Source organism: Caulobacter sp. FWC26 (genome assembly GCF_002742645.2).
Lineage (GTDB): Bacteria > Pseudomonadota > Alphaproteobacteria > Caulobacterales > Caulobacteraceae > Caulobacter.
In genome coordinates this window covers 1,929,285-1,948,477 of the sequence record NZ_CP033875.1, presented here as the reverse complement: position 1 = coordinate 1,948,477, position 19,193 = coordinate 1,929,285, and the positions used below count along the sequence as shown (strand labels likewise).

19 protein-coding genes and 1 pseudogene are annotated in these 19,193 nt (G+C 66.0%); 3 read left to right on the top strand and 17 right to left on the bottom strand.

The annotated features are described in order from the left end of the window. Nucleotides 1-22: 22 nt before the first annotated feature. From CSW63_RS10740 to CSW63_RS10680, 13 genes are all read right to left on the bottom strand, one after another. The gene (locus CSW63_RS10740) at nt 23-1,411 is read right to left on the bottom strand and encodes a serine hydrolase (protein ID WP_062097081.1); all 1,389 of its coding nucleotides are present in this window, start codon (nt 1,409-1,411) and stop codon (nt 23-25) included. After that, the gene (parC, locus tag CSW63_RS10735; protein WP_062097083.1) at nt 1,408-3,687 is read right to left on the bottom strand and encodes a DNA topoisomerase IV subunit A; all 2,280 of its coding nucleotides are present in this window, start codon (nt 3,685-3,687) and stop codon (nt 1,408-1,410) included. Before parC ends, CSW63_RS10740 begins: the two co-directional genes overlap by 4 nt. Nucleotides 3,688-3,748: 61 nt before the next feature. After that, nucleotides 3,749-5,338: an alkaline phosphatase gene (locus tag CSW63_RS10730; RefSeq protein ID WP_062097085.1), complete on the bottom strand. Its 1,590-nt coding sequence runs from the start codon at nt 5,336-5,338 to the stop codon at nt 3,749-3,751. A 51-nt stretch (nt 5,339-5,389) separates the two neighbouring features. Then, entirely contained in the window at nt 5,390-6,121 is a 732-nt protein-coding gene (gene recO / locus CSW63_RS10725) for a DNA repair protein RecO (protein ID WP_062097150.1), read from the bottom strand. Nucleotides 6,122-6,123: 2 nt separating this feature from the next. Further along, nucleotides 6,124-6,975, bottom strand: a complete 852-nt coding sequence (locus CSW63_RS10720; RefSeq protein WP_062097087.1) for an arylamine N-acetyltransferase — start codon at nt 6,973-6,975, stop codon at nt 6,124-6,126. Then, nucleotides 6,968-7,918, bottom strand: coding sequence for a GTPase Era (gene era / locus CSW63_RS10715; protein WP_062097089.1), 951 nt, complete (start codon nt 7,916-7,918; stop codon nt 6,968-6,970). Before era ends, CSW63_RS10720 begins: the two co-directional genes overlap by 8 nt. A 45-nt stretch (nt 7,919-7,963) precedes the next feature. Further along, entirely contained in the window at nt 7,964-8,404 is a 441-nt protein-coding gene (locus CSW63_RS10710; protein ID WP_062097091.1) for a hypothetical protein, read from the bottom strand. Next, the gene (locus tag CSW63_RS10705; RefSeq protein ID WP_062097093.1) at nt 8,401-9,048 is read right to left on the bottom strand and encodes a hypothetical protein; all 648 of its coding nucleotides are present in this window, start codon (nt 9,046-9,048) and stop codon (nt 8,401-8,403) included. The genes CSW63_RS10710 and CSW63_RS10705 overlap by 4 nt, the downstream gene beginning before the upstream one ends. 72 nt (nt 9,049-9,120) lie before the next feature. Beyond that, nucleotides 9,121-9,822, bottom strand: a complete 702-nt coding sequence (gene rnc / locus CSW63_RS10700) for a ribonuclease III (RefSeq protein ID WP_062097095.1) — start codon at nt 9,820-9,822, stop codon at nt 9,121-9,123. Nucleotides 9,823-9,831: 9 nt separating this feature from the next. Beyond that, nucleotides 9,832-10,677: a signal peptidase I gene (gene lepB / locus CSW63_RS10695; protein WP_062097097.1), complete on the bottom strand. Its 846-nt coding sequence runs from the start codon at nt 10,675-10,677 to the stop codon at nt 9,832-9,834. 123 nt (nt 10,678-10,800) lie between these two features. Then, entirely contained in the window at nt 10,801-11,094 is a 294-nt protein-coding gene (locus CSW63_RS10690; RefSeq protein WP_062097098.1) for a hypothetical protein, read from the bottom strand. Between the two features lie 8 nt (nt 11,095-11,102). Next, a complete protein-coding gene (acpS, locus tag CSW63_RS10685) occupies nt 11,103-11,504 on the bottom strand; it encodes a holo-ACP synthase (RefSeq protein ID WP_062097099.1) in 402 nt (133 codons plus the stop codon). Then, complete coding sequence (locus tag CSW63_RS10680; RefSeq protein ID WP_099503739.1) at nt 11,501-12,265, bottom strand: pyridoxine 5'-phosphate synthase; 765 nt, start codon at nt 12,263-12,265, stop codon at nt 11,501-11,503. The genes acpS and CSW63_RS10680 overlap by 4 nt, the downstream gene beginning before the upstream one ends. 177 nt (nt 12,266-12,442) lie before the next feature. Between CSW63_RS10680 and CSW63_RS10675 the strand changes: the two genes are divergently transcribed. Continuing rightward, nucleotides 12,443-14,062 (top strand): M20 family metallopeptidase, encoded by a 1,620-nt coding sequence (locus tag CSW63_RS10675; protein ID WP_062097102.1) that lies wholly within the window; start codon nt 12,443-12,445, stop codon nt 14,060-14,062. 28 nt (nt 14,063-14,090) lie between these two features. After that, nucleotides 14,091-14,204: pseudogene (locus tag CSW63_RS10670) on the top strand (hypothetical protein); the annotation flags it as partial. Between the two features lie 31 nt (nt 14,205-14,235). Here CSW63_RS10670 and pyrE read toward each other — a convergent pair. Further along, nucleotides 14,236-14,817: an orotate phosphoribosyltransferase gene (gene pyrE, locus CSW63_RS10665; protein WP_062097104.1), complete on the bottom strand. Its 582-nt coding sequence runs from the start codon at nt 14,815-14,817 to the stop codon at nt 14,236-14,238. A gap of 78 nt (nt 14,818-14,895) precedes the next feature. Between pyrE and CSW63_RS10660 the strand changes: the two genes are divergently transcribed. Next, nucleotides 14,896-15,303, top strand: coding sequence for an NUDIX domain-containing protein (locus CSW63_RS10660; RefSeq protein WP_062097152.1), 408 nt, complete (start codon nt 14,896-14,898; stop codon nt 15,301-15,303). On the opposite strand, the gene CSW63_RS10655 is transcribed toward CSW63_RS10660, so the two are convergent. The 3 genes from CSW63_RS10655 to rpoZ form a co-directional block, all read right to left on the bottom strand. After that, nucleotides 15,300-16,340 carry an alpha/beta fold hydrolase gene (locus tag CSW63_RS10655; protein WP_062097110.1) on the bottom strand — a complete coding sequence of 347 codons (1,041 nt, stop codon included), beginning with the start codon at nt 16,338-16,340 and terminating at the stop codon, nt 15,300-15,302. The two genes, CSW63_RS10660 and CSW63_RS10655, sit on opposite strands and share 4 nt — an antisense overlap. Nucleotides 16,341-16,416: 76 nt before the next feature. Continuing rightward, on the bottom strand, nt 16,417-18,636 hold the full coding sequence (locus CSW63_RS10650) for a bifunctional (p)ppGpp synthetase/guanosine-3',5'-bis(diphosphate) 3'-pyrophosphohydrolase (protein WP_062097112.1): 2,220 nt from the start codon (nt 18,634-18,636) through the stop codon (nt 16,417-16,419). Between the two features lie 95 nt (nt 18,637-18,731). Continuing rightward, nucleotides 18,732-19,091, bottom strand: a complete 360-nt coding sequence (gene rpoZ / locus CSW63_RS10645) for a DNA-directed RNA polymerase subunit omega (protein ID WP_010919426.1) — start codon at nt 19,089-19,091, stop codon at nt 18,732-18,734. Nucleotides 19,092-19,193: the final 102 nt, after the last annotated feature.

Here is a 19,193-nt window from a genome sequence, read left to right as displayed (position 1 = left end):
TAGAGTCGCGAACGAGAGCGCGTCAGCGCGAAATCGCGGCCCGAGCCGCAGATTTGTTGGAGATCTGCACAGGCATGGCCGACGGGCGTTCGATCGCCTGGTAAACCAGCGACCGCGACTGAGCGTCGAGGCCGGACCCAACGCCACCAAGGCGCTGGATCATGCCCACGAAAAAGAGGTCATTGGCCGGGTCGATCCAGAACCAAGTCCCGGCGCTACCGCCCCAGCTGACGGTTCCTGCCCCAACCGGCGCGCCAGATGCGGCGGGATCGACGGCGACGGCCATATCGATCCCATAGCCCATCCCCGGTGCGAACGGAAAAGGCCGCGACGCCGGCGCCAACACGCCTGTGGTGCCGTTTGTCGTCACCACGAACCCTTCCGGCAGGTGGTTCTGGGTCATCAGCGCCACGGTTTCTGGCTTGAGGATCCGCACACCGTCCAATTCGCCCTTGTTCAGGATCGTCTGGGCGAACCGCGCGAAGTCGCCGGCCGTCGACACCAGTCCGCCGCCGCCCAGCGGCGCGGCCGGCGGCTTACTGACGTCGCGCCAGGCGCCCTCGACGGCGGGAACCAGTTGCCCCGTGGTCGGATCAGCGTCGTACAGCGCGGCCAGACGGGCCTGCTTCTCCTCGGGGACGTAGAAGGCGGTGTCTTTCATGCCCAGCGGCGTGAAGATGCGCTCCTGCATGAACACCGGCAGGCTCTGACCCGACAGCTTCTCGACGATATAGCCCTGAATGTCGGCGGCTACGCTGTAGCGCCAGAGCTGCCCCGGCTCAGCGAACATCGGCAGCCCCGAGACCTTCTGAACCAGGTCCGTCAGCGACGACGACTGCAGGACCGCAGCCCGATAATAGGCCTGGTCGGCCGGGCTGCTGGGATCATTAGCCAGTCCATAGGCAAAACCCGCTGTGTGGGTCATCAGCTCGCGCATGGTGGGCGGTCTGGAAATCGGAGTCAGGATTGGCTGCCCCGTCTCATCGACACCCTTGGCGACGCGGAGATTGGCGAACTCCGGAACGTGCAGACTGACCGGATCGTCCAGCTTCCACTTGCCCTCTTCGAAGAGGATCATCATAGCCACGCCGGTCACCGGCTTGGTCTCTGAGCGGATGCGGAAGATCGCATCCATCGGCATCGGATCGCCGCCCAGCACCCGGCGACCAAAGGCCCGCGCATGCACGATCCGCCCATGACGCGCCAGTAGAGTCACGCCGCCGGCGATCTGCCCCCGATCGACCATGGACTGCATGTGATCGTCGAGGTGCTTGAGCCGTTCGGCGTTGAAGCCCCCTTCCTGCGGCTTGCCCTTCGGCAAGGCCAAGGCCGGGGTCGCGGCGACGGCCGCGCAGCCGAAGACGCCGGCCAAAAGGCTCAACGCGCGACGACGCAGCCGTCCGGTCCTCATTTGGGCCGGAACCGCTTGTTGGTGGCGAAGCCCCTGGGCGCCAGCTTGCCGGCGCCGGCCCGACGGCCCACCCATTCCTTCCACTCGGCCCAGTCACGACGCCGGCCGGCCGTGTCGATCCAGTAGGCTCCGGTTTCGGCGTTGAACGACAGGCCGTCGCGCAGCCCGCCCTCGCGATAGGCCTGCAGCTTGACGCCCTTGCCGCGCGGCATTTCGGGTAGCTCTTCCAGCGGGAAGATCAGGATCTTGCCGTTGTCGCCGATCACCGCCAGCTGGTCGCCGACGGCCTCCAGGCAGAAGGCCGCGCCTTCGTTGCCGACATTCAGGACCTGTTTGCCGGCCTTGCGGTTGGCCAGGGCTTCTTCCTCGGGCATCAGGAAGCCATAGCCGCCCTTCGAGGCCAGAATGCGTTTGCGGCCAGCCTTGAACGGGAAGACGTCGATGATCTTCACCTTGTCGTCCAGCTCGATCATCATCCGCACCGGCTCGCCATGACCGCGCGCGCTGGGCAGCTTGTCACAGCCCAGCGTGAAAAAGCGCCCGTCGCTGGAGAAGATCAGCAGCTTGTCGGTGGTCTCGGCCGGGACCAGGAAGCCCAGCTTGTCGCCTTCCTTGAACTTCAGCTCGGACGGATCATCGACCTTGCCCTTGGCCGCGCGGATCCAGCCGCGCTCGGACAGGATGATCGTGATCGGCTCGCGCACGATCATCGCCTCGATGGCGGCGTCGGCGTCGACCTGCGGGGCCTCGCCGAACACCGAGCGACCTGTGACGCCCGTGGGGCGCGCCTTGTCGAGCGGGTGCTTGATCTTGAGCAGCGCCGCGCGAACCTCGGACAGGCCCACGCCGACCAGCTTCCACTGTTTGGCCTCGCTGGCCAGCATGGCCAGAATGCCGTCGCGCTCTTCCACCAGTTCGGCGTGCTCGCGACGGATTTCCATCTCCTCCAGCTTGGCCAGTTGGCGCAGGCGGGTGTTGAGGATGGCGTCGGCCTGGATGTCCGACAGCGCAAAGGTCTCGATCAGTTTTTCCTTCGGCTTGTCCTCGTAGCGGACGATCCGAATGACCTCATCGAGGTTCAGATAGGCGATCAGCAGGCCGTCCAGGATGTGCAGACGGGCTTCGATCTTGGCCAGGCGGTGGCGGGCGCGGCGGGTCAACACCTCGCGGCGATGCGCCAGGAACGCCATCAGGGCCTGCTTCAGGCCCATCACGCCCGGCGTGCCGCGCGCGTCCAGCACGTTGATGTTGACCGGGAAGCGGCTCTCCAGCGCCGAGAGCTTGAACAGGCTCTCCATCAGCACTTCAGGCTCGACGTTCTTGGACTTCGGCTCCAGCACCAGGCGGATGTCCTCGGCGCTCTCGTCGCGGACGTCGCCCAAGAGGGCTGCCTTCTTGCTGTCGATCAGGTCGGCCAGTTGCTCGACCAGGTCCGACTTCTTTACCTGGTATGGGATCTCGGTGACGACGATCTGGTAGGTGCCGCGACCGGTGTCTTCCTTCTCCCACTTGGCGCGCATCCGCACGCCGCCGCGACCGGTCTCGTAGGTTTCCAGCAGGCTGGCGCGCGACTCGACGATCACGCCGCCGGTCGGGAAATCCGGGCCCGGCACCTTTTCCAGCAGGTCTTCGGTGGTGGCGTCGGGATTGGCCAGCAAGAGCTGGCAGGCGTCGATCAGCTCTGCGGCGTTGTGCGGCGGGATCGAGGTGGCCATGCCGACGGCGATGCCTGAAGAGCCGTTGGCCAGCAGGTTCGGGAAGCCCGAGGGCAGCACGACCGGCTCTTCGTCCTGGCCGTCATAGGTCGGGCGGAAGTCGACCGCGTCTTCGTCGATGCCGTCCAACAGAAGCGTCGCCGCCTCCGTCATCTTGCATTCGGTGTAGCGCATGGCCGCAGCGCTATCGCCGTCGATATTGCCGAAGTTCCCCTGCCCTTCGACCAGCGGGATGCGCTGGCTGAACTCCTGAGCCAGACGCACCAGCGCGTCATAGATCGAGGCGTCGCCGTGCGGGTGGAAGTTACCCATCACCTCGCCGACCACCTTGGCGCATTTGCGCGCCGCAGCATCGGGGTTCAGCCGCATGTTGCTCATCGCGTACAGCACGCGACGGTGCACGGGCTTCAGGCCATCGCGCACGTCGGGCAGCGCCCGCGAGCCGATCGTCGACAGCGCATAGGCCAGATAGCGCCGCGACAGCGCCTCGGTCAGCGGCTCGTCGAGAATGCGGTCGCCGTCGTCGGGGCCGCCGGGAGGAGGAAGGACAGGCTTGTTCATCGAGGGGATTCGTTACTCCGAGGCGCGAGCCTAGCAGAAACCCCCTCGATGATTCGAGCGGTTAGGCCCTGACAATCCCCGACTTTCCGGCCTCCGCCGCCCATTTCGCACGGGTAGTGAGCTTGCCGTCGCGGCGCGTGATGGCGTCCAGCACCTTGAATTCGGTCACGAAGGCTTTCGGCGTCACGTCACAGATGGCGTAGCCGCGCTGGGCGTTGTTGAACTTCAGCATCGGGCTGGCCTTCTGGATGGCGGCCATGTCGCTGCGCTGGTCCGTCCCGTCACCGCCGGAGCTGATCGAGGTCACCACGAACTCGGCCGCGATAGGGGCGCCGTCTGGCTTCGCCCCGTCGAGATAGACATCGCCAGCGTAGTTCTGGTGCTCGTCGCCCGTAAGCACCACGACATTACGCACCTTGCGATCGCGGATCTCGCTGAGCAGACGCGCCCGCGGCGAGCGATAGCCGCCCCAGCTGTCGAGGTTATAGCCGACCTCCGGACCAGCCTGACGATCAAGATCCATCAGCATGACCTGCTGGGCCAGCACGTTCCAAGTGGCCTTCGACGCGCCGAGGCTCTCATACAGCCACTTCTCCTGCTCCGACCCCAGCACTTGAGCCGCAGGATCGTCGACGCCGGCGCAAGTCGTTCCGTAGCGATCGTCGCACGGTTGCTGGCTTCGGAACTGGCGGGTGTCCAGCAGGTTCATGTCCATCAAGCCGCCGAACGACGCGCGGCGATGGATGCGCAGAGAAGGCCCCGAAGGGAAGCTCGCCGCACGGAGCGGCATGTTTTCGTAGTAGGCCTGGGCGGCCGCCTGCCGGCGCAGGAGAAAGAGCTTAGGATCGACCCCGTCCTGGTCGTGATCGCTGACCCAGTTATTGTCGACCTCGTGGTCATCCCACACCGTGAACCACGGAGCAGCCGCGTGAGCCGCCTGCAGGTCGGTGTCCATCTTGTACTGGGCGTAACGACGACGATAGTCGTCGAGGCTGTAGATCTCGCCGCCGAAATGCTGGCGGACGTTCTCGACGGGGCCGTCCGCGCTGTTCCAGACCCGGTTGCCGCGGCCCTCGTAGATGTAGTCGCCGTAGCAGAACACGAAGTCCGGCGTCTCGGCCGCGAGGCGACGGTGCGCGGTGTAGAAGCCCTGCTCGTAGTTCTGGCAACCCGCGACCGCAAAGCGGACCCGGTCTACGACCGCGCCCAGGGCGGGCGTGGTGCGCGCCCGGCCTGTCAGGCTGCGCTCCCGTCCCGCAGTGAAGCGATACCAGTAGTCGCGCCCCGGCTGCAGTCCGCTGACCTCGACATGGACCGCGTGGCCCAACTCGGGCGGGGCGATCGCACGGCCCTTAGCCACAATGTTGCGCATGTTCGGCGCGTCGCCGACTTCCCATTCCACGGCGACAGGCGCGCTGGGCATGCCGTAGCCGATCTCCAAGGGCTCCGGCGCCAGGCGCGTCCAGATCACGAAGCCGTCCGGTGACGGATCGCCTGAGGCCACGCCCAGTTGGAACGGGTAGGTCGAGAAGACGGCCTGGGCCAGGGCCTTGCCGCTTTCCATCGGGATGGCGAGCGCGGAGACTGCGGCGCCGCCGAACACGGACAGCAGGCGGCGACGGCTGAGGGCGTAGCGATCAAGGACAGACATCAAGCGGCTCCGAAACTTCCGCCTCGGGATAAACCGCATTTGTGACGCTTCTTAAAGTCGTCCTGCGTCGGTCAGGCGGTCCAAGAGCCAGAGCCGGGCCGGCGGCAGCGGGCGGTTCAGGGGTCCGAAGACAAACTGCTCAAGAAAATGGCCGGTGATGTCCAGACCCGCCTTCACGTCGCCTTCCGCCAGCCCGCCCTGCGAGGACAGCATGAACGGCGGCAACGGCAAGAGCTTGTCGTGATAGGGCTTGCCCGCCTCGCGGCTGACAGCGCGTCCGGTTCGCGGGCTGACATAGACGAGATCGTCGAACGTCCCCGTCGCCGCGCATTTCGAAAGGTCCAGGCCAAAGCCCAGCTCCTGCAGCAGTCCCGCCTCGTAGCGCACATAGACCGCCGGCCAGATGTCGGGGATTTCCAGCACGCGGATCAGGGCTTCAAGCGCGTGGAAAGCGCCGGGGTGAGCCTCGCGTTCCGGCAGGGCCGCAGCGGCGACAGCGGCCGCCGCCGAGAGGCCGGCCAGGGCCAGGCGATCGTCGAACAGGCTCGAAGGCCCCTCGCCCATCGGCTCCAGACTGGCCGATCCCAGCTGACCCTCGACCCGGGCCCGATAGCGGGCGATGACCCGCGCGCCCGGCTGCAGGAACGGCTTCATCCGCCGCGACGCCGCGCCGGCCACGTGCGCGGCGACCTTACCGCGCGCCTCGGTCAGGAGTTCGACAATGGCCCCCGTCTCGCCATGCGAGCGGGCCGAGAGGACATAGGCTTCGTCCTCCCACTCCAGGCTCAAGCGGGCGTTCCCCAGGCCACAACCTTTTCCAGCACCGGCCGCCAGTCGGCCTCCACCGGCAGGCCGATCACATCGCGCAGGGTCGCTTCCAGCTCCTCGACGGAAAGGTCACGCTGCTCGACCACGGCGCCGGTCACGTCGCGGTGGGTGAAGCGGTTGTTCTTCAGGGCGTAGCGCGCGGTCGGCGTCGTGCGTCCCACCGTCATGCTCCAGGTGAAGTGCGAGCTGGGGTGGGTGTAGGTGTAGAAATTGGCCTGCTCGTAATCGACCTCGGCCCAGGCGCCCTGCGACACCTGATAGAGCGGCGACCACCGGCCCGAGAGGTCGGCCTGAACCTGACGCTCGGCGACGCCGTTGGTCTGCGTATCGACAATGCGGAACTTGCCGTGCGGGCTGTCCTGGACCTCATCCGAGAACAGGCGCATCGGCGCGGTCAGCACGCAACCGCCAAAGCCGGCGTCGGCCAGCCAGGTTTCGCCATCAATCGTCACGCCCAGCACCTGGTGCGAGCGCGGACGCGGCGGCGCGCCTTCCGGGGCCATCCACAGCACGCGGGCCATCAGGCCTTCGACCTGAAAGCCCAGCGCCTGCAGCACGCGCTTCAACAACCCATTCTGCTCGTAGCAGTAGCCGCCCCGCTCGGCTCCGATCAGCTTGGCGTCGACATCGGCCGGGACAATGCTGATCCCTCGCCCCAGAAGGACGTCGAGGTTCTCAAACGGGATGGCGTCCGGATGGCGAAACGTGATCGCGCGCAGCACATCCAGGGTCGCCTCGCGCGGGCCGTCATAGCCGATCCGGCGAAAATAGGCGCCCAGGTCGACAGCTGGGGCCGGCGCGTCAAACATCGAAATCCAGGCCAATGTCGCTGAACAGGCCGCGTTCCTCGGCCCAGTTTTCCTTGACCTTCACGTGCAGGAACAGGTGAACCTTGCGGTCGAGGATGTCGCACAGCTCTTCGCGCGAGGCCTGGCCGATCCACTTCAGCGTCTGGCCGCCCTTACCGATCACGATGACCCGCTGGCCTTCGCGCTCGACCAGGATGGTCTGCTCGATCCGCACCGAGCCGTCCTTGCGCTCCTCGAAGGCGGTCGTTTCGACAGTGGCCGCGTAGGGCAACTCCTCGTGGACCCGCAGATAGACCTTCTCGCGGGTGATCTCGGCGGCCAGAAGGCGCGCCGGCAGGTCAGCGGTCTGGTCTTCCGGATAGAGCCAGGGCCCCTCGGGCATCATCGAGACCAGCTTGGCCGTCAGGTCGTCGACGCCCGCGCCGGTCGAGGCGCTGATCATGAACACGTCGGTGTAGACGCCGGTGTCGAAGAAGTCCTTGGCCACGGCCAGCAGGGTGTCGCGCTTGATGCCGTCGATCTTGTTCAACGCCAGGATCACCTTGCGGTCGGCGGCCTTCAGGCCCTCGATGATGGTCTGGACGTCCTGGGCCGAGCGGTATTCGCCCGGCGTGGCCTTGTCGGCGCGGCTGGCCAGCTCGGCCTGCACGTCGACGAGATGGACGGTGGCCTCGGCCTCTTCGGAGCCGGCCCAGGCGGCGCGAACCATGGCGCGGTCCAGACGCCGACGCGGGCTGAAGATCCCGGGGGTGTCGACGAGGACGATCTGGGTGTCGCCCTCGATGGCGACGCCGCGCACGGGGAAGCGGGTGGTCTGGACCTTCTGGGTCACGATCGAGACCTTGGCCCCGACCATGCGGTTGACCAGGGTGGACTTGCCGGCGTTCGGCGCGCCGATGATGGCGGCGAAACCCGCGCGAGTTTTGGAGGTGGTGTCAGTCATTGCGCGTGCGTTTAGCACCAATGCGCCAGAAAATCCCGCGATCGTTCAGGACTTCGAGGTCCCTGTCCGCAAGGAAAGGCCCAACAGGGCCAGACACAGGATGACGATAGCCACACTACCATAGTGTTCCGGCGGGTGATGGCCAGCCCGGGGGCCCTTGAGAAGCCAGCCATCCAGCGCCATCAGGCTCCGCTCGAGCGCGGTCAATAGCAGGAACAGCGGAACCAGGGTCCGGTAGCGCCACCCCACGATGAGCAGGGCGAGGCCGTGGGCGATCTGCAAAGCCCCCATCCAGGCCGCCATGCTGACGATCGTTTCGCGGCCGACCGAGAGGTCCACGCCCGCGATGACGCCGATACCGCCGTCGGGCAGGGCAAAGTGGATGAGGCCGACAGCAACGGTCATCGCGCCCAACAGCATCAGCCCATAGGCCGCGATGCGAGATCCGGCGTAGCTGGAATTGGTGGAGGGCGGGATGAGGCTCACTGCACCGTCCCCGCGCCAACCAACAACCAGCCGATCTGGGTCATGGCGGCCGCCAGCCCCAGAACGATCGCCACCCAGACGGGCGGCTGGATCATCAGCCCGCCCAGGCGATGGGTCGGAAAGTTGAAGGTCTGCGGCATGGCCGCGAACTTGAACTCATGGGCGCCGGAAAAGCGCGGATCGCAGACGAGCTTGGCGAGATCGCGCCGGCTTCGATAACGCATCAGAGCGATGAACGACCAATCCGGGCCCGGCTCGACGCCCCACGTATCGAAGTAGCCGCCGACCTTTCGAGCAGCAAAGGCGGGATATCCGCCTCGGGCCAAGAGGGCCGGCAGGAACATTCGTGTGTAGCCCGCCATGACCTCGCGAGCAGAGCCTTCGTGGCCCATCGGATCGATCACCGGCCCGGGCGCCAGCCGCACCACGTTGAGCATGTAGAAGGGCCGACCATCGTCCGCTTGAAGGAACGCCTTCAACGTCGATAGGTCGTTACGACCGTTGTCCCCCGCGCCTTGCGCCTGGAGTTTCGCGAGTGTGGCCTCGATCTCATCCGCTGAAAGCCGGCCGCGCCAGTTCTGATGCCAGGCCAGAAACACCGCGTAGAGGATCGCCGCCGCCGCCCAAGTCCAGAAACTCGCCATCGCCGCCCCCGCAGTAATGACACAGACCGTGCCATTATATCGCTGGTAGCGCAACCGGCTCGGGCCGTGGCGTCAGGAATCTCCGGCGGCTTCCCGGTCCAGCAAGAGCTTGGCGGCGGCCTTCTCGGCCTCTTGTCGCGACTTGCCCTTGGCGATGGCGGGGTCCACGCCCTTGACCACGACCTCGACGGTGAACACCGGGGCGTGGTCAGGGCCGGTGCGGTCCAGCACGCGATAGGTCGGCAGCGGGCGCCCCTTGCCTTGCGCCCATTCCTGCAGCGCGGTCTTGGGGTCGCGCGGGCGGCCCTCCTTGGCTCGGTCGAACTCGTCGGCCCAGAGATCAAGGAACACCTTGCGCGCCGTCTCCAGCCCGCCGTCCTGATAGAGCGCCGCCATCAGGGCTTCGGTGGCGCCGGCCAGGATCGAGTCGGTTTCGCGGCCGCCGATCTTGCTGGAGGAGGCCGACAGGCGCAGCGCGGGGCCCAGCTCGGCCTTGCGGGCCACGCGAGCGCAGGTCTCGCGGCTGACCAGGGCGTTGAGGCGCGGCGCGAGCTCGCCCTCCTTGGCCTTCGGAAAACGCTCGGCCAGGGCCTCGGCGGCCAAAAGGCCCAGGACGCGGTCGCCGATGAACTCCAACACCTCATTGTCGCGGACCTTCTTGGCCCCGTCCCCGACGCTGGCGTGCGTCAGGGCGCGTTCGAGCAGTTCGCGGTCTTCGAACTTGTGGCCGATCCGGCGCTCCAGGTCGCCGACGGCGGCGACCCGTCTATCCATGGGTGGCGATCACTTCAGCACGTGGAAGAAGCGGCTGGGACGCGCGTTCAGGAACCAGGTCCAGGGCTTGAACAGGCTGGCCTCGGCGTTCCACGACAGCAGGATGATCTGAGCGCGGCCAACGAGGTTCTCAGCCGGCACGAAACCGACGCCGATCTCGTCGCCGATGTACTGATCCATCTCGTAGTCCCACTTGCAGGCGCTTTCCTTGTAGGGCGAGACGCCGGGATCGAAGCGGCTGTCGGCCGAGTTGTCGCGGTTGTCGCCCATGAAGAAGTAGCAGCCGGCCGGAACCGTATAAACGCCGGTGTTGTCGCCACGGCTATCCGGACCGAAATCCTGGATGTTGTACTGGCGGCCTTCCGGATTGGTCTCCTGGAAGCGCTGCACCTGCTGGGTGAAGCCATAGCCCGTATCGACCAGGGCCGGCGCCTGCGCCTTGCGCGGCAAGGCCTTGCCATTGATATAGACTTGGCCGCCGCGGATCTGGACCTTGTCGCCCGGCATGCCGATCAGGCGCTTGATGTAGTCGGTGCGATTGTCGCGCGGCAGCTTGAACACGACGATGTCGCCGCGCGTGGGGGCGCGATCGAAGATCCGGCCCTTGATGATCGGTGGGCTGAACGGGATCGAGTGCTTGCTCCAGCCGTAGCTGAACTTCGACACGATGATGTAGTCGCCCTGGTAGAGGTTCGGCTCCATCGAGGCCGACGGGATCGTGAACGGCTGGAACAGCAGGACGCGCAGCACCAAGGCGATGCCCAGGGCGTAGGCGACGGTCTTGACGATCTCGATCAACTCGGCGATCGCGCCCTTCTCTTCGGGCGGCGTGAAATCGTCGGCGGCGTCGGTCATGCGGGCGCGGAGCTCTTCGAAAATGAAAGGCCGGAGAACCGGCACGGCTTTGCTAGACGGGCTTGGCCGGACGGGCAAGAGCGGCGCGTAGCCAAGCTTCATGGCGAGGTTTGGGCCGCGACGTCAAACGTCCTCGGGCAAAAGGCGAATCTCGACGGTCCCTCCAGCCTCATAGACGGGGTTGCCGGCTAGGCAGATTTCAGCGTCCGCCAGGCTTTCGGCGACGATCCTGATGAAGCCTGTCAACTGGGTGGATACAGGACCGGGCGCCCCGATTTTCCGGTAGCTGGCGCCCAGGCCAATCGCGCTGCCGCCCCGCAAACGTCCCATGCTTGACAGACCGTCCAGATAGGTCTGCCAGTCGGCCGCTCTCTCTGCGCGGCCGTCGCCATGCATCAACAGAATATAGTCAGCCACGCGCCCTCCTAGGACTTGGGCAAGGCCTCGATGATCACGAACGCCTGCGCGTAGGGGTGATCGTCGGTCAGCGACAGGTGGATCACGGGCTCCATGCCTTCTGGAACCATCGCGTTCAGCCGCTCCAGCGCGCCGCCCGTGAGGGCCATGGTCGGCTTACCCGAGGGCAGGTTCACCACACCCATGCCCGCCAAATGCACGCCGCGCTTGAGACCCGTGCCCAGAGCCTTGGAGCACGCCTCCTTGGCGGCGAACCGCTTGGCGTAGCTCGACGCCCGGTCAGGCTTGCGCTCCGAGCGCGCGCGCTCGATCTCGGTGAAGACCTTGTTCGTGAATCGCTCGCCGAAGCGCTCCAGCGACTTCTCGATCCGCCGGATGTCGCAGAGGTCAGAACCGATACCGATGATCACGCCATGACCTCGAGTTCGACGCGCGCCGCGTCCATCAGGGAGCGCATGCGGTAGATCGCTTCAGGCAGGCCGACGAAGATGGCCTCGCCAATCAGGAAGTGACCAATATTGAGCTCGGCGATCTGCGGGATGGCGGCGATCGGCTTGACCGTGGCGTAGTCGATGCCATGGCCGGCGTGGACCTCGAGACCCAGGTCGTGGGCAAGCGCGGCCCCGGCCTTCAGGCGCTGAAGGATGGCCCCGGCCCGCGCGTCTTCTCCGGCCCGCGCCGCGTCGCAATAGGCGCCGGTGTGCAGTTCCACGACCTGAGCGCCGGCTGCGGCCGAGGCGCGGATCTGGTCGGGATCGGGTTCGATGAACAGCGACACGCGCGCACCGACCGTCCGCAGACGCGCCGTGGCGTCGGCGATACGGTTTTGGCCCTTGATGACGTCGAGCCCCCCTTCGGTGGTGACCTCCTCGCGGCGCTCGGGCACCAGACAGGCGGCGTGCGGACGCGCGTTCAGCGCGATGCCGACCATCTCGTCGGTGACCGCCATCTCGAAGTTCAACGGCTTGCCGCGCTTGTGGCAGAGGTCGGTCAGCACGGCGATGTCGGCGTCGCTGATGTGTCGGCGATCCTCGCGCAGGTGCGCTGTGATACCGTCGGCGCCGGCGATCAGCGCCAGTTCGGCCGCGCGGACCGGCTCGGGATAGGAGGCGCCGCGCGCGTTTCGGATCGTGGCCACGTGATCGATATTGACGCCCAGTCGCAAGCTCATGCGCTCAGGTCCTCCTGCCTTCGCGGCAGGGTTACTCCCGCCGGGCGCCGAATCCTAGCGCGTCGCGCCTCAATTGAGCAGACCCCGATGGGCTTGGCAGAGGCTCAATGCCTGGATGGACAAACCTTGGTGGGCGTCGGATCGTATCGCGGTTCCAGCTGGGGGAGGCGCCAGGCCATGTGCAGAAAGACCACACTCGCGATCACCGTGAGCTTGCTGACGCTCGTCACCGCGCGAGGGGCCTTCGCCACCGAGGTTTCCACCAGCAAGCTCAAGAGCCTGAAAGCCGAGGCCGTCGCGGGGGTCGAAAGCCGGACCAAGCTGGCTCAGGTCATGAATGACAAGATCTTCTCGTTCGGCGAGCTCGGCTTCCAGGAGGTGGAGACCTCGGCCTACATCACCAAGGTGCTGGAGGAGAACGGCTTCACCATCCAGCGCGGCGTGTCGGGAATCCCGACTGCCTGGACGGCGACTTGGACCCATGGCCAGGGCGGCCCGACGATCGCGCTGGGCAGCGATATCGACTGCATTCCGAAGGCTTCGCAAAAGCCCGGCGTGCCCTGGCACGATCCGATCATCCCTGGCGCGCCGGGACACGGCGAGGGCCACAACTCCGGTCAGGCCCTGAATGTCGTCGCCGCGCTGGCGGTGAAGGACATCATGGTCAGGCAGAACATCGCCGGGACCCTGGTGCTGTGGCCGGGCGTCGCCGAGGAACTGGTGGCCGGCAAGGCTTACATGGTCCGCGACGGCGTTTTCAAAGGCGTCGATGCGACGATCTTCACCCACGTCGGCTCGAACCTGCAGACCAGTTGGGGACAGGCGTCGGGCACCGGCCTCGTTTCTGTGAAGTACAGCTTCCACGGCGAGTCCGCACACTCGGCCGGGGCCCCCTGGCGGGGCCGCAGCGCGCTCGACGCCGTCGAGCTGATGAACATGGGCTGGAACATGCGGCGCGAGCATCTGAAGCCCGAGCAGCGTTCGCACTATGTCATTACGGACGGCGGCGACCAGCCCAACGTCGTCCCGTCCGAGGCGACCGTCTGGTACTATTTCCGAGAGCAGACTTTCGACGCGATCAAGAAGAACCGGGCGATCGGCGACAAGATCGCCAAGGCCGCTGCGGACATGACGGACACCAAGGTCGATTCCGCCGTCGTCGGCACAGCGGCTCCGCGCCACTTCAACCGCCCGATGGCGGAGGCCGCCCAGAAGAATATTGAGCTGATCGGCCTGCCGAAATGGAACGATGACGAGCAGGCCTTCGCCAAGGCGGTGCAAAAGAACGTCGGCTCCGCCAAACAGCAGGGCCTGGACGTCAAGCTGAAGGGTTTGAAGCCACCGGAAGAGAAGCCAGAGAGCGGCGGATCTGACGATATCGGCGACATCTCGTGGATCATGCCGACGATCACGATCAACTACCCGTCCAATATCCCCGACCTGCCGGGCCACCATTGGGCCAACGCCATCTCGATGGCCACGCCGATCGCGCACAAGGGCGTGGTCGCCGGCTCAAAGGTGGTGGCGATGACGGCGTTGGACCTGCTTACCCAGCCCAAACTGCTGGCCGAGTCGAAGGCCTACTTCACCAACGTCCAAACCAAGGACCAGAAGTACGTGCCGATGCTGTCGGCGACGGATAAGCCGCAGACGCAGATCAACGCCAACATCATGGCCACCTTCCGGCCTGAGATGAAAGCGTTCTACTACGACCCGGACAAGTACGGGACGTACCTGGAGCAGCTTCGGATCGCTTGGCCGGTCAAGACGCTGACGCCGCCGGCGGGCGCGAAGTAAGGCGGGGGCCTACAGTCTCCGCCACTAAAACACGTGTCATCCCGGCCGCAGCGCAGCGGAGAGCCGGGCCCCAGGGGTAACGGCGATGCGCCGGCCCCTGGGTCCCGGACAAGCGCTGCGCGCTTTCCGGGATGACACGGTTTGTGAGCGAGCTTGGGTGGCTCTCGTCGCCCCTATCGCAACCGGCGGCTGCCGGGATCCTCGATCGGGATCGCGGCAAGCTCCGGAGGGAGGGCGTCGGCCGGGTAGGCCGGAACCTCCAAGCTGGCCAGAGCGATCAGCGGGACGCCAACATCGGCCTTTCCGCCCGAGCGGTCGACGATGCAGGCTGCGGCCACGACGTCGCCCCCGGCGTCCTTGATCGCCTGGATGCACTCGCGCGACGATAGGCCCGTGGTGACGATGTCCTCGACCATCACGACCTTCTGACCGGGCTCCAGATGGAAACCGCGACGGAACTTGAAACCGCCGCCCTCGCGCTCGACGTAGATCGACGGCACGTTGAGGTGTCGCGCGGTCTCGTAGCCCGGGATGATGCCGCCCACGGCGGGCGAGACGGCGACGTCGACCTGACCGACCGTGGCGATGATCTTCTCGGCCAAGGCCTTGCAGAGCCGCTCGCAGCGCTCGGGGCGCATGAACACCAGGTTCTTCTGCAAGAACACCGGGCTGTGCAGGCCGCTGGACAGCACGAAGTGGCCTTCGCGCAGAGCCCCTGCGGCGCGGAATTCGTCGAGGACGTCATCGTTGGTCATGAGCGCTGCCTATAGACCACGGCGGCGAGTCTTCAAATGCCGGTTGCCTCGGCCCGGCGTTTCTGGCCTACCGCAACCATGACCGAGGAAGCGCAACGCCCCCGCGTCGGCTGCGGCGCGGCGATCCTGGACGACCAGGGCCGTCTGCTGCTGGTCAAGCGGATCAAGAATCCTGAGGCCGATCATTGGGGCGTGCCTGGCGGCAAGCTTGATTGGGGCGAGGCCGCGCGCGGCTGCGCCGAGCGCGAAATCCATGAAGAGCTGGGGATCCGCCTTACAGCCGGACGCGTGCTGGCGGTCACCGACATGGTGGCGCCGGACTATCACTGGGTGGCGATCACCTATCTGGCGGTCGATTGGCGGGGAGAACCGGCCATCCAGGAGGCGCACGCCCTTCATGAATGGGGTTGGTTTGCTCTGGACGCCCTACCCTCGCCGCTGACCGCCGCCACGCGTGACGCCGTCAGCGCGCTCCAACGGAGCTAGGCGCGCTCTTCGACAATCCTCCAGGCCCGTAGCGACTGCATATAGACACGGTTTCCAATCCGCTCGGGTTCGACGCCCTCCAGCACCGAGGCAATGTCAAAGGCCATGGCCGCGCTACGCGAATAGTAGCTGTGGCCAACCAGCATGTCGGCGTCGCGCGCGACGTTGCGGCAGTCGACCAGCACGACCTTCTTCGGGATCAGGTCGACCAGACGCGGACCATCCGACCCCAGTCGGTCGGGATTGCCCTTGGTCTTGTCCGAGGTCGCCAACGCCAGATCCGACGGATTGAAATAGACCGTCACCTGACGCCCGATCCGGGGCAGCGGCTTGAGCTTGGTGTCGAGTTCGAAGGTGTCGTCGTCCTCATCTGGAGCTGCCAGCAGAATCTGGTCGAACAGGCGAACCAGGCCGTCCGCGTCCTTAGCCAGGATCGCCTGAACGCCGTGGCGCAGCACATAGGCGCCCATGCTGTGCGCCAGCAGGTGGATACGGCGACCGCAGCGCTGCTCCAGCGGCAACTGCGCCAGGAAGTCACGGAGCTTCAGATAGGCTCGCGCGAGCGCCGGACCCGACGCCCGAGCATCTTCGCGGTCGCTGTAATAGGACATGTAAGGGATGGCCGCGCCGTCCGAAGGCCAGCTGAACACCACCACATTGACCGGTCGAACGACGCCATCGGTCTCGCGAACGCCGACTTCACGGGCCAGCCGCATACCGGCCTCGATCGCGCCGTTGAAGCTGACATTGAAGCCGTGAACGAACACCAGCGTGTCGCGCCCTTCTTCGCACATGCCACGCCGTAACGCCTCCAGCAGGCGGCCGCCGCCCTTGGTGATGTCGGACTCCGCCCCCATGGCGTCGTCATAGACCTCAACCTCCGCCGCCTGCAGGGTCTCGACGCCGGCCGCGAACTGGACATGCCCATAGCGAAGCGCCGCGACTCCGTCGGCATTGAAGCGTGGACCAAAGACCAGCTTGCTGTTCTCAGGCTGATGGTTCCGATTGGTCGCGAAATAGACGCGCACATCTTGCATGGTCGCCTCCCCCGGCTAGGAGCCGGCGGCGACGATGCACCTGTGGCGAGAATAAATCAACAAAACAGCCTAAAGGCTAGCCCCGCGTGCGATCCACGGTCTCGACCGACGGACAGGCCCGCAGGGCGGCCTGGATGTTTGTCAGGTGCTTGGCGTCCCGCACCTCGACATCGATGTCGGTGTCGAAAAAGTCGCTCTGTCGGTGATGCATCCGCAGATTGACGATATTGCCGCCCGCCTCGCCGATGATCGTACAGACGATGCCCAGCACGCCCGGCGCGTTCTGGATGGTGGCGTGCAGTCGGGTCAGCGAAATGGTCGAGCGTTCAGCCTCGGGCGTCCAGTTAAGGTCGCGCCACAGCTCCTCGCGGTCCTCGTATTCGGCCAGGCGCGGGCAATCGATGGTGTGGACATCCAAGCCCTCGCCGTCCTCGCGCAGGATGCCGACGATGCGGTCGCCTGGCACGGCGCTACAGCAGTGGGCGAAGTGTAGCGAGACGCCAGGAGTCAGACCGCCGCCGCGCACATAGAGGCGCGCCGCCTCCTGGCCGCCTTCGATCTTGCGCCGGGCCGTCGCGGCCTCGCGCTCGGAGTCCTTCATGCCCGGATAGGCCGTCTCAAGCACCTGGCTGGGCGAGACTCGGCCACGGCCGACAGCGTCGAACAGCGCCTCGTCGCTCTCCAGCACGAAGCGCTCCAGGATCGGCCGCAGCGACACGTCTTTCAGCTTCTTGCCGGCGCGTTCGAACACCTGCTCCAGCGACGCGCGGCCCAGGCGCAGGAACTCTTCCTTCTCAGTCTGGCGGATATGGCGGCGGATGGCCGAGCGGGCGCGGCCGGTCACGGTCAGAGAGCGCCAGTCCGGCGGCACGACAGGTTTCGAGCCACGAACCACTTCCACTACGTCGCCGTTGACCAGCACCGTGCGCAGCGGCTTCAGCTCACCGTTGATCTTCACGCCGATGCAGGTGTCACCGACGCTGGTGTGGACCGCATAGGCGAAGTCCAGCGGCATGGCGCCCCGCGGCAGGCTGACCAGCTTGCCCTTGGGCGTGAACACGAACACCTGGTCGAGGAACATCTCGAGCTTGGCGTGCTCGACCAGTTCTTCACTGTCGCCGCCGTGTTCCAGCACCTGGACCAGCTGGCGAAGGTTGGCCAGCGGGTCGCGGCCGCCGGCGGCCTCCATGCCTTCAAGGTCGAGGCCGTACGAGGCGTCCTTGTAGCGGAAGTGGGCGGCGACGCCCTCTTCGTTGACGCGATCCATGCTCTCGGTGCGGATCTGCATCTCAATGCGCATGCCGCGCGGACCCACCACAGTGGTGTGCAGCGAGCGGTAATTGTTCCGCTTCGGCGTCGAGATGTAGTCCTTGAAGCGGTCGGGCACGCTGGACCAGGCGCGGTGCACGACGCCCAGGGCGCGGTAGCAGTCTTCCTCGCTGTCGACGATCACCCGGAACGCATAGATGTCGGACATCTGGGAGAAGCCGATCGACTTGCGCTGGAGCTTGCGCCAGATCGAGTAGGGCGACTTCTCGCGACCGAAGACCCGGGCGGGCAGGTTCGCCGACTCCAGGCGCGCCGAGATTTCTTGACTGACAAGGGCCACCGCCCCGCCCTGCTCCTCGCGCAGGACGTCCAGACGCCGGATGATGGCGTCGCGCGCGACAGGGTTGGTGTGCTGGAACGACAGCTCTTCCAGCTCGATACAGATGCGGTGACAGCCGATGTTGCGGGCCAGGGGCGCGTAGATGTCGCGCGTCTCGCGGGCGATGCGCTCGCGCTTGGCCTGGTTCTTGATGAAATGCAGCGTCCGCATGTTGTGCAGACGGTCGGCGAGCTTGACCAGTAGGACGCGGACGTCCTTGGAGATGGCCAGGATGAATTTGCGCAGGTTCTCGGCCTGGCGCATATGCTCGGCCTGCAGCTCAAGCTTGGAAAGCTTGGTGACGCCCTCGACCAGCTCAGCGATCTCATCGCCGAACAGCTTGGCGATCTCTTCCTTGGTGACCGGCGTGTCCTCGATCACGTCGTGCAGTAGCGCCGTGACGATGGTCGCGGTGTCCAGCCGGTAATCTGTGAGGATGCCCGCAACCTCAATCGGGTGGGCGTAGTAGGGGTCGCCGCTGGCCCGGGTCTGCGAGCCATGCATCCGCATCGCATAGACATAGGCGCGGTTCAGCAGCGCCTCGTCAGCGGTCGGGTCATAAGCGTGGACCCGCTCGATCAGTTCATACTGACGAAGAAATTTTGGACGCGACTTGGCCGGCGCTTCGGTCGTGGCGGTGGGGGCCACAGACGACGACGCGCCCGATTCGTTATCGGGCGCGCGTTCGGATGGAGCGGTCTGACCGACCGCTTCAAGGGTCAGAGGGTCTGCGCCGTCGGGGCTCAGTACCGCTCCTCCTGACCACCGTCTCGGTCGCTTTGCAGCGCGCGGACCAGTTCCAGTTCGCTCATCTGCATGTGGCTAGGATCAGCCAGCAGGGCCAGGGTTTCGGCCTCTTCCTCGGCCTCGGTATGCTCGTCAACGCGCTGCAGCGTGCTGATGAGGTGTTCCTTCAGGCCTTCGTGGTCAATCACGTCGTCGGCGATCTCGCGCAGGGCCACGACCGGGTTCTTGTCGTTGTCGCGGTCGACCATCAGGGCGGCGCCGGCCGAAATGCCGCGGGCGCGGTGGGCCGAGAGCAGAACGAGCGCGAAGCGGTTCGGAACCTTCTCGACGCAATCTTCGACGGTGACGCGGGCCATGAGTTCCTCGGGCTGCCGATGAGCAATCGCAAAATAGGCTTCCGTGCGGCGACACGCAACGCCGCGCACGATCATCCAGCTTTCGCGAGCGGGCGCTTATGC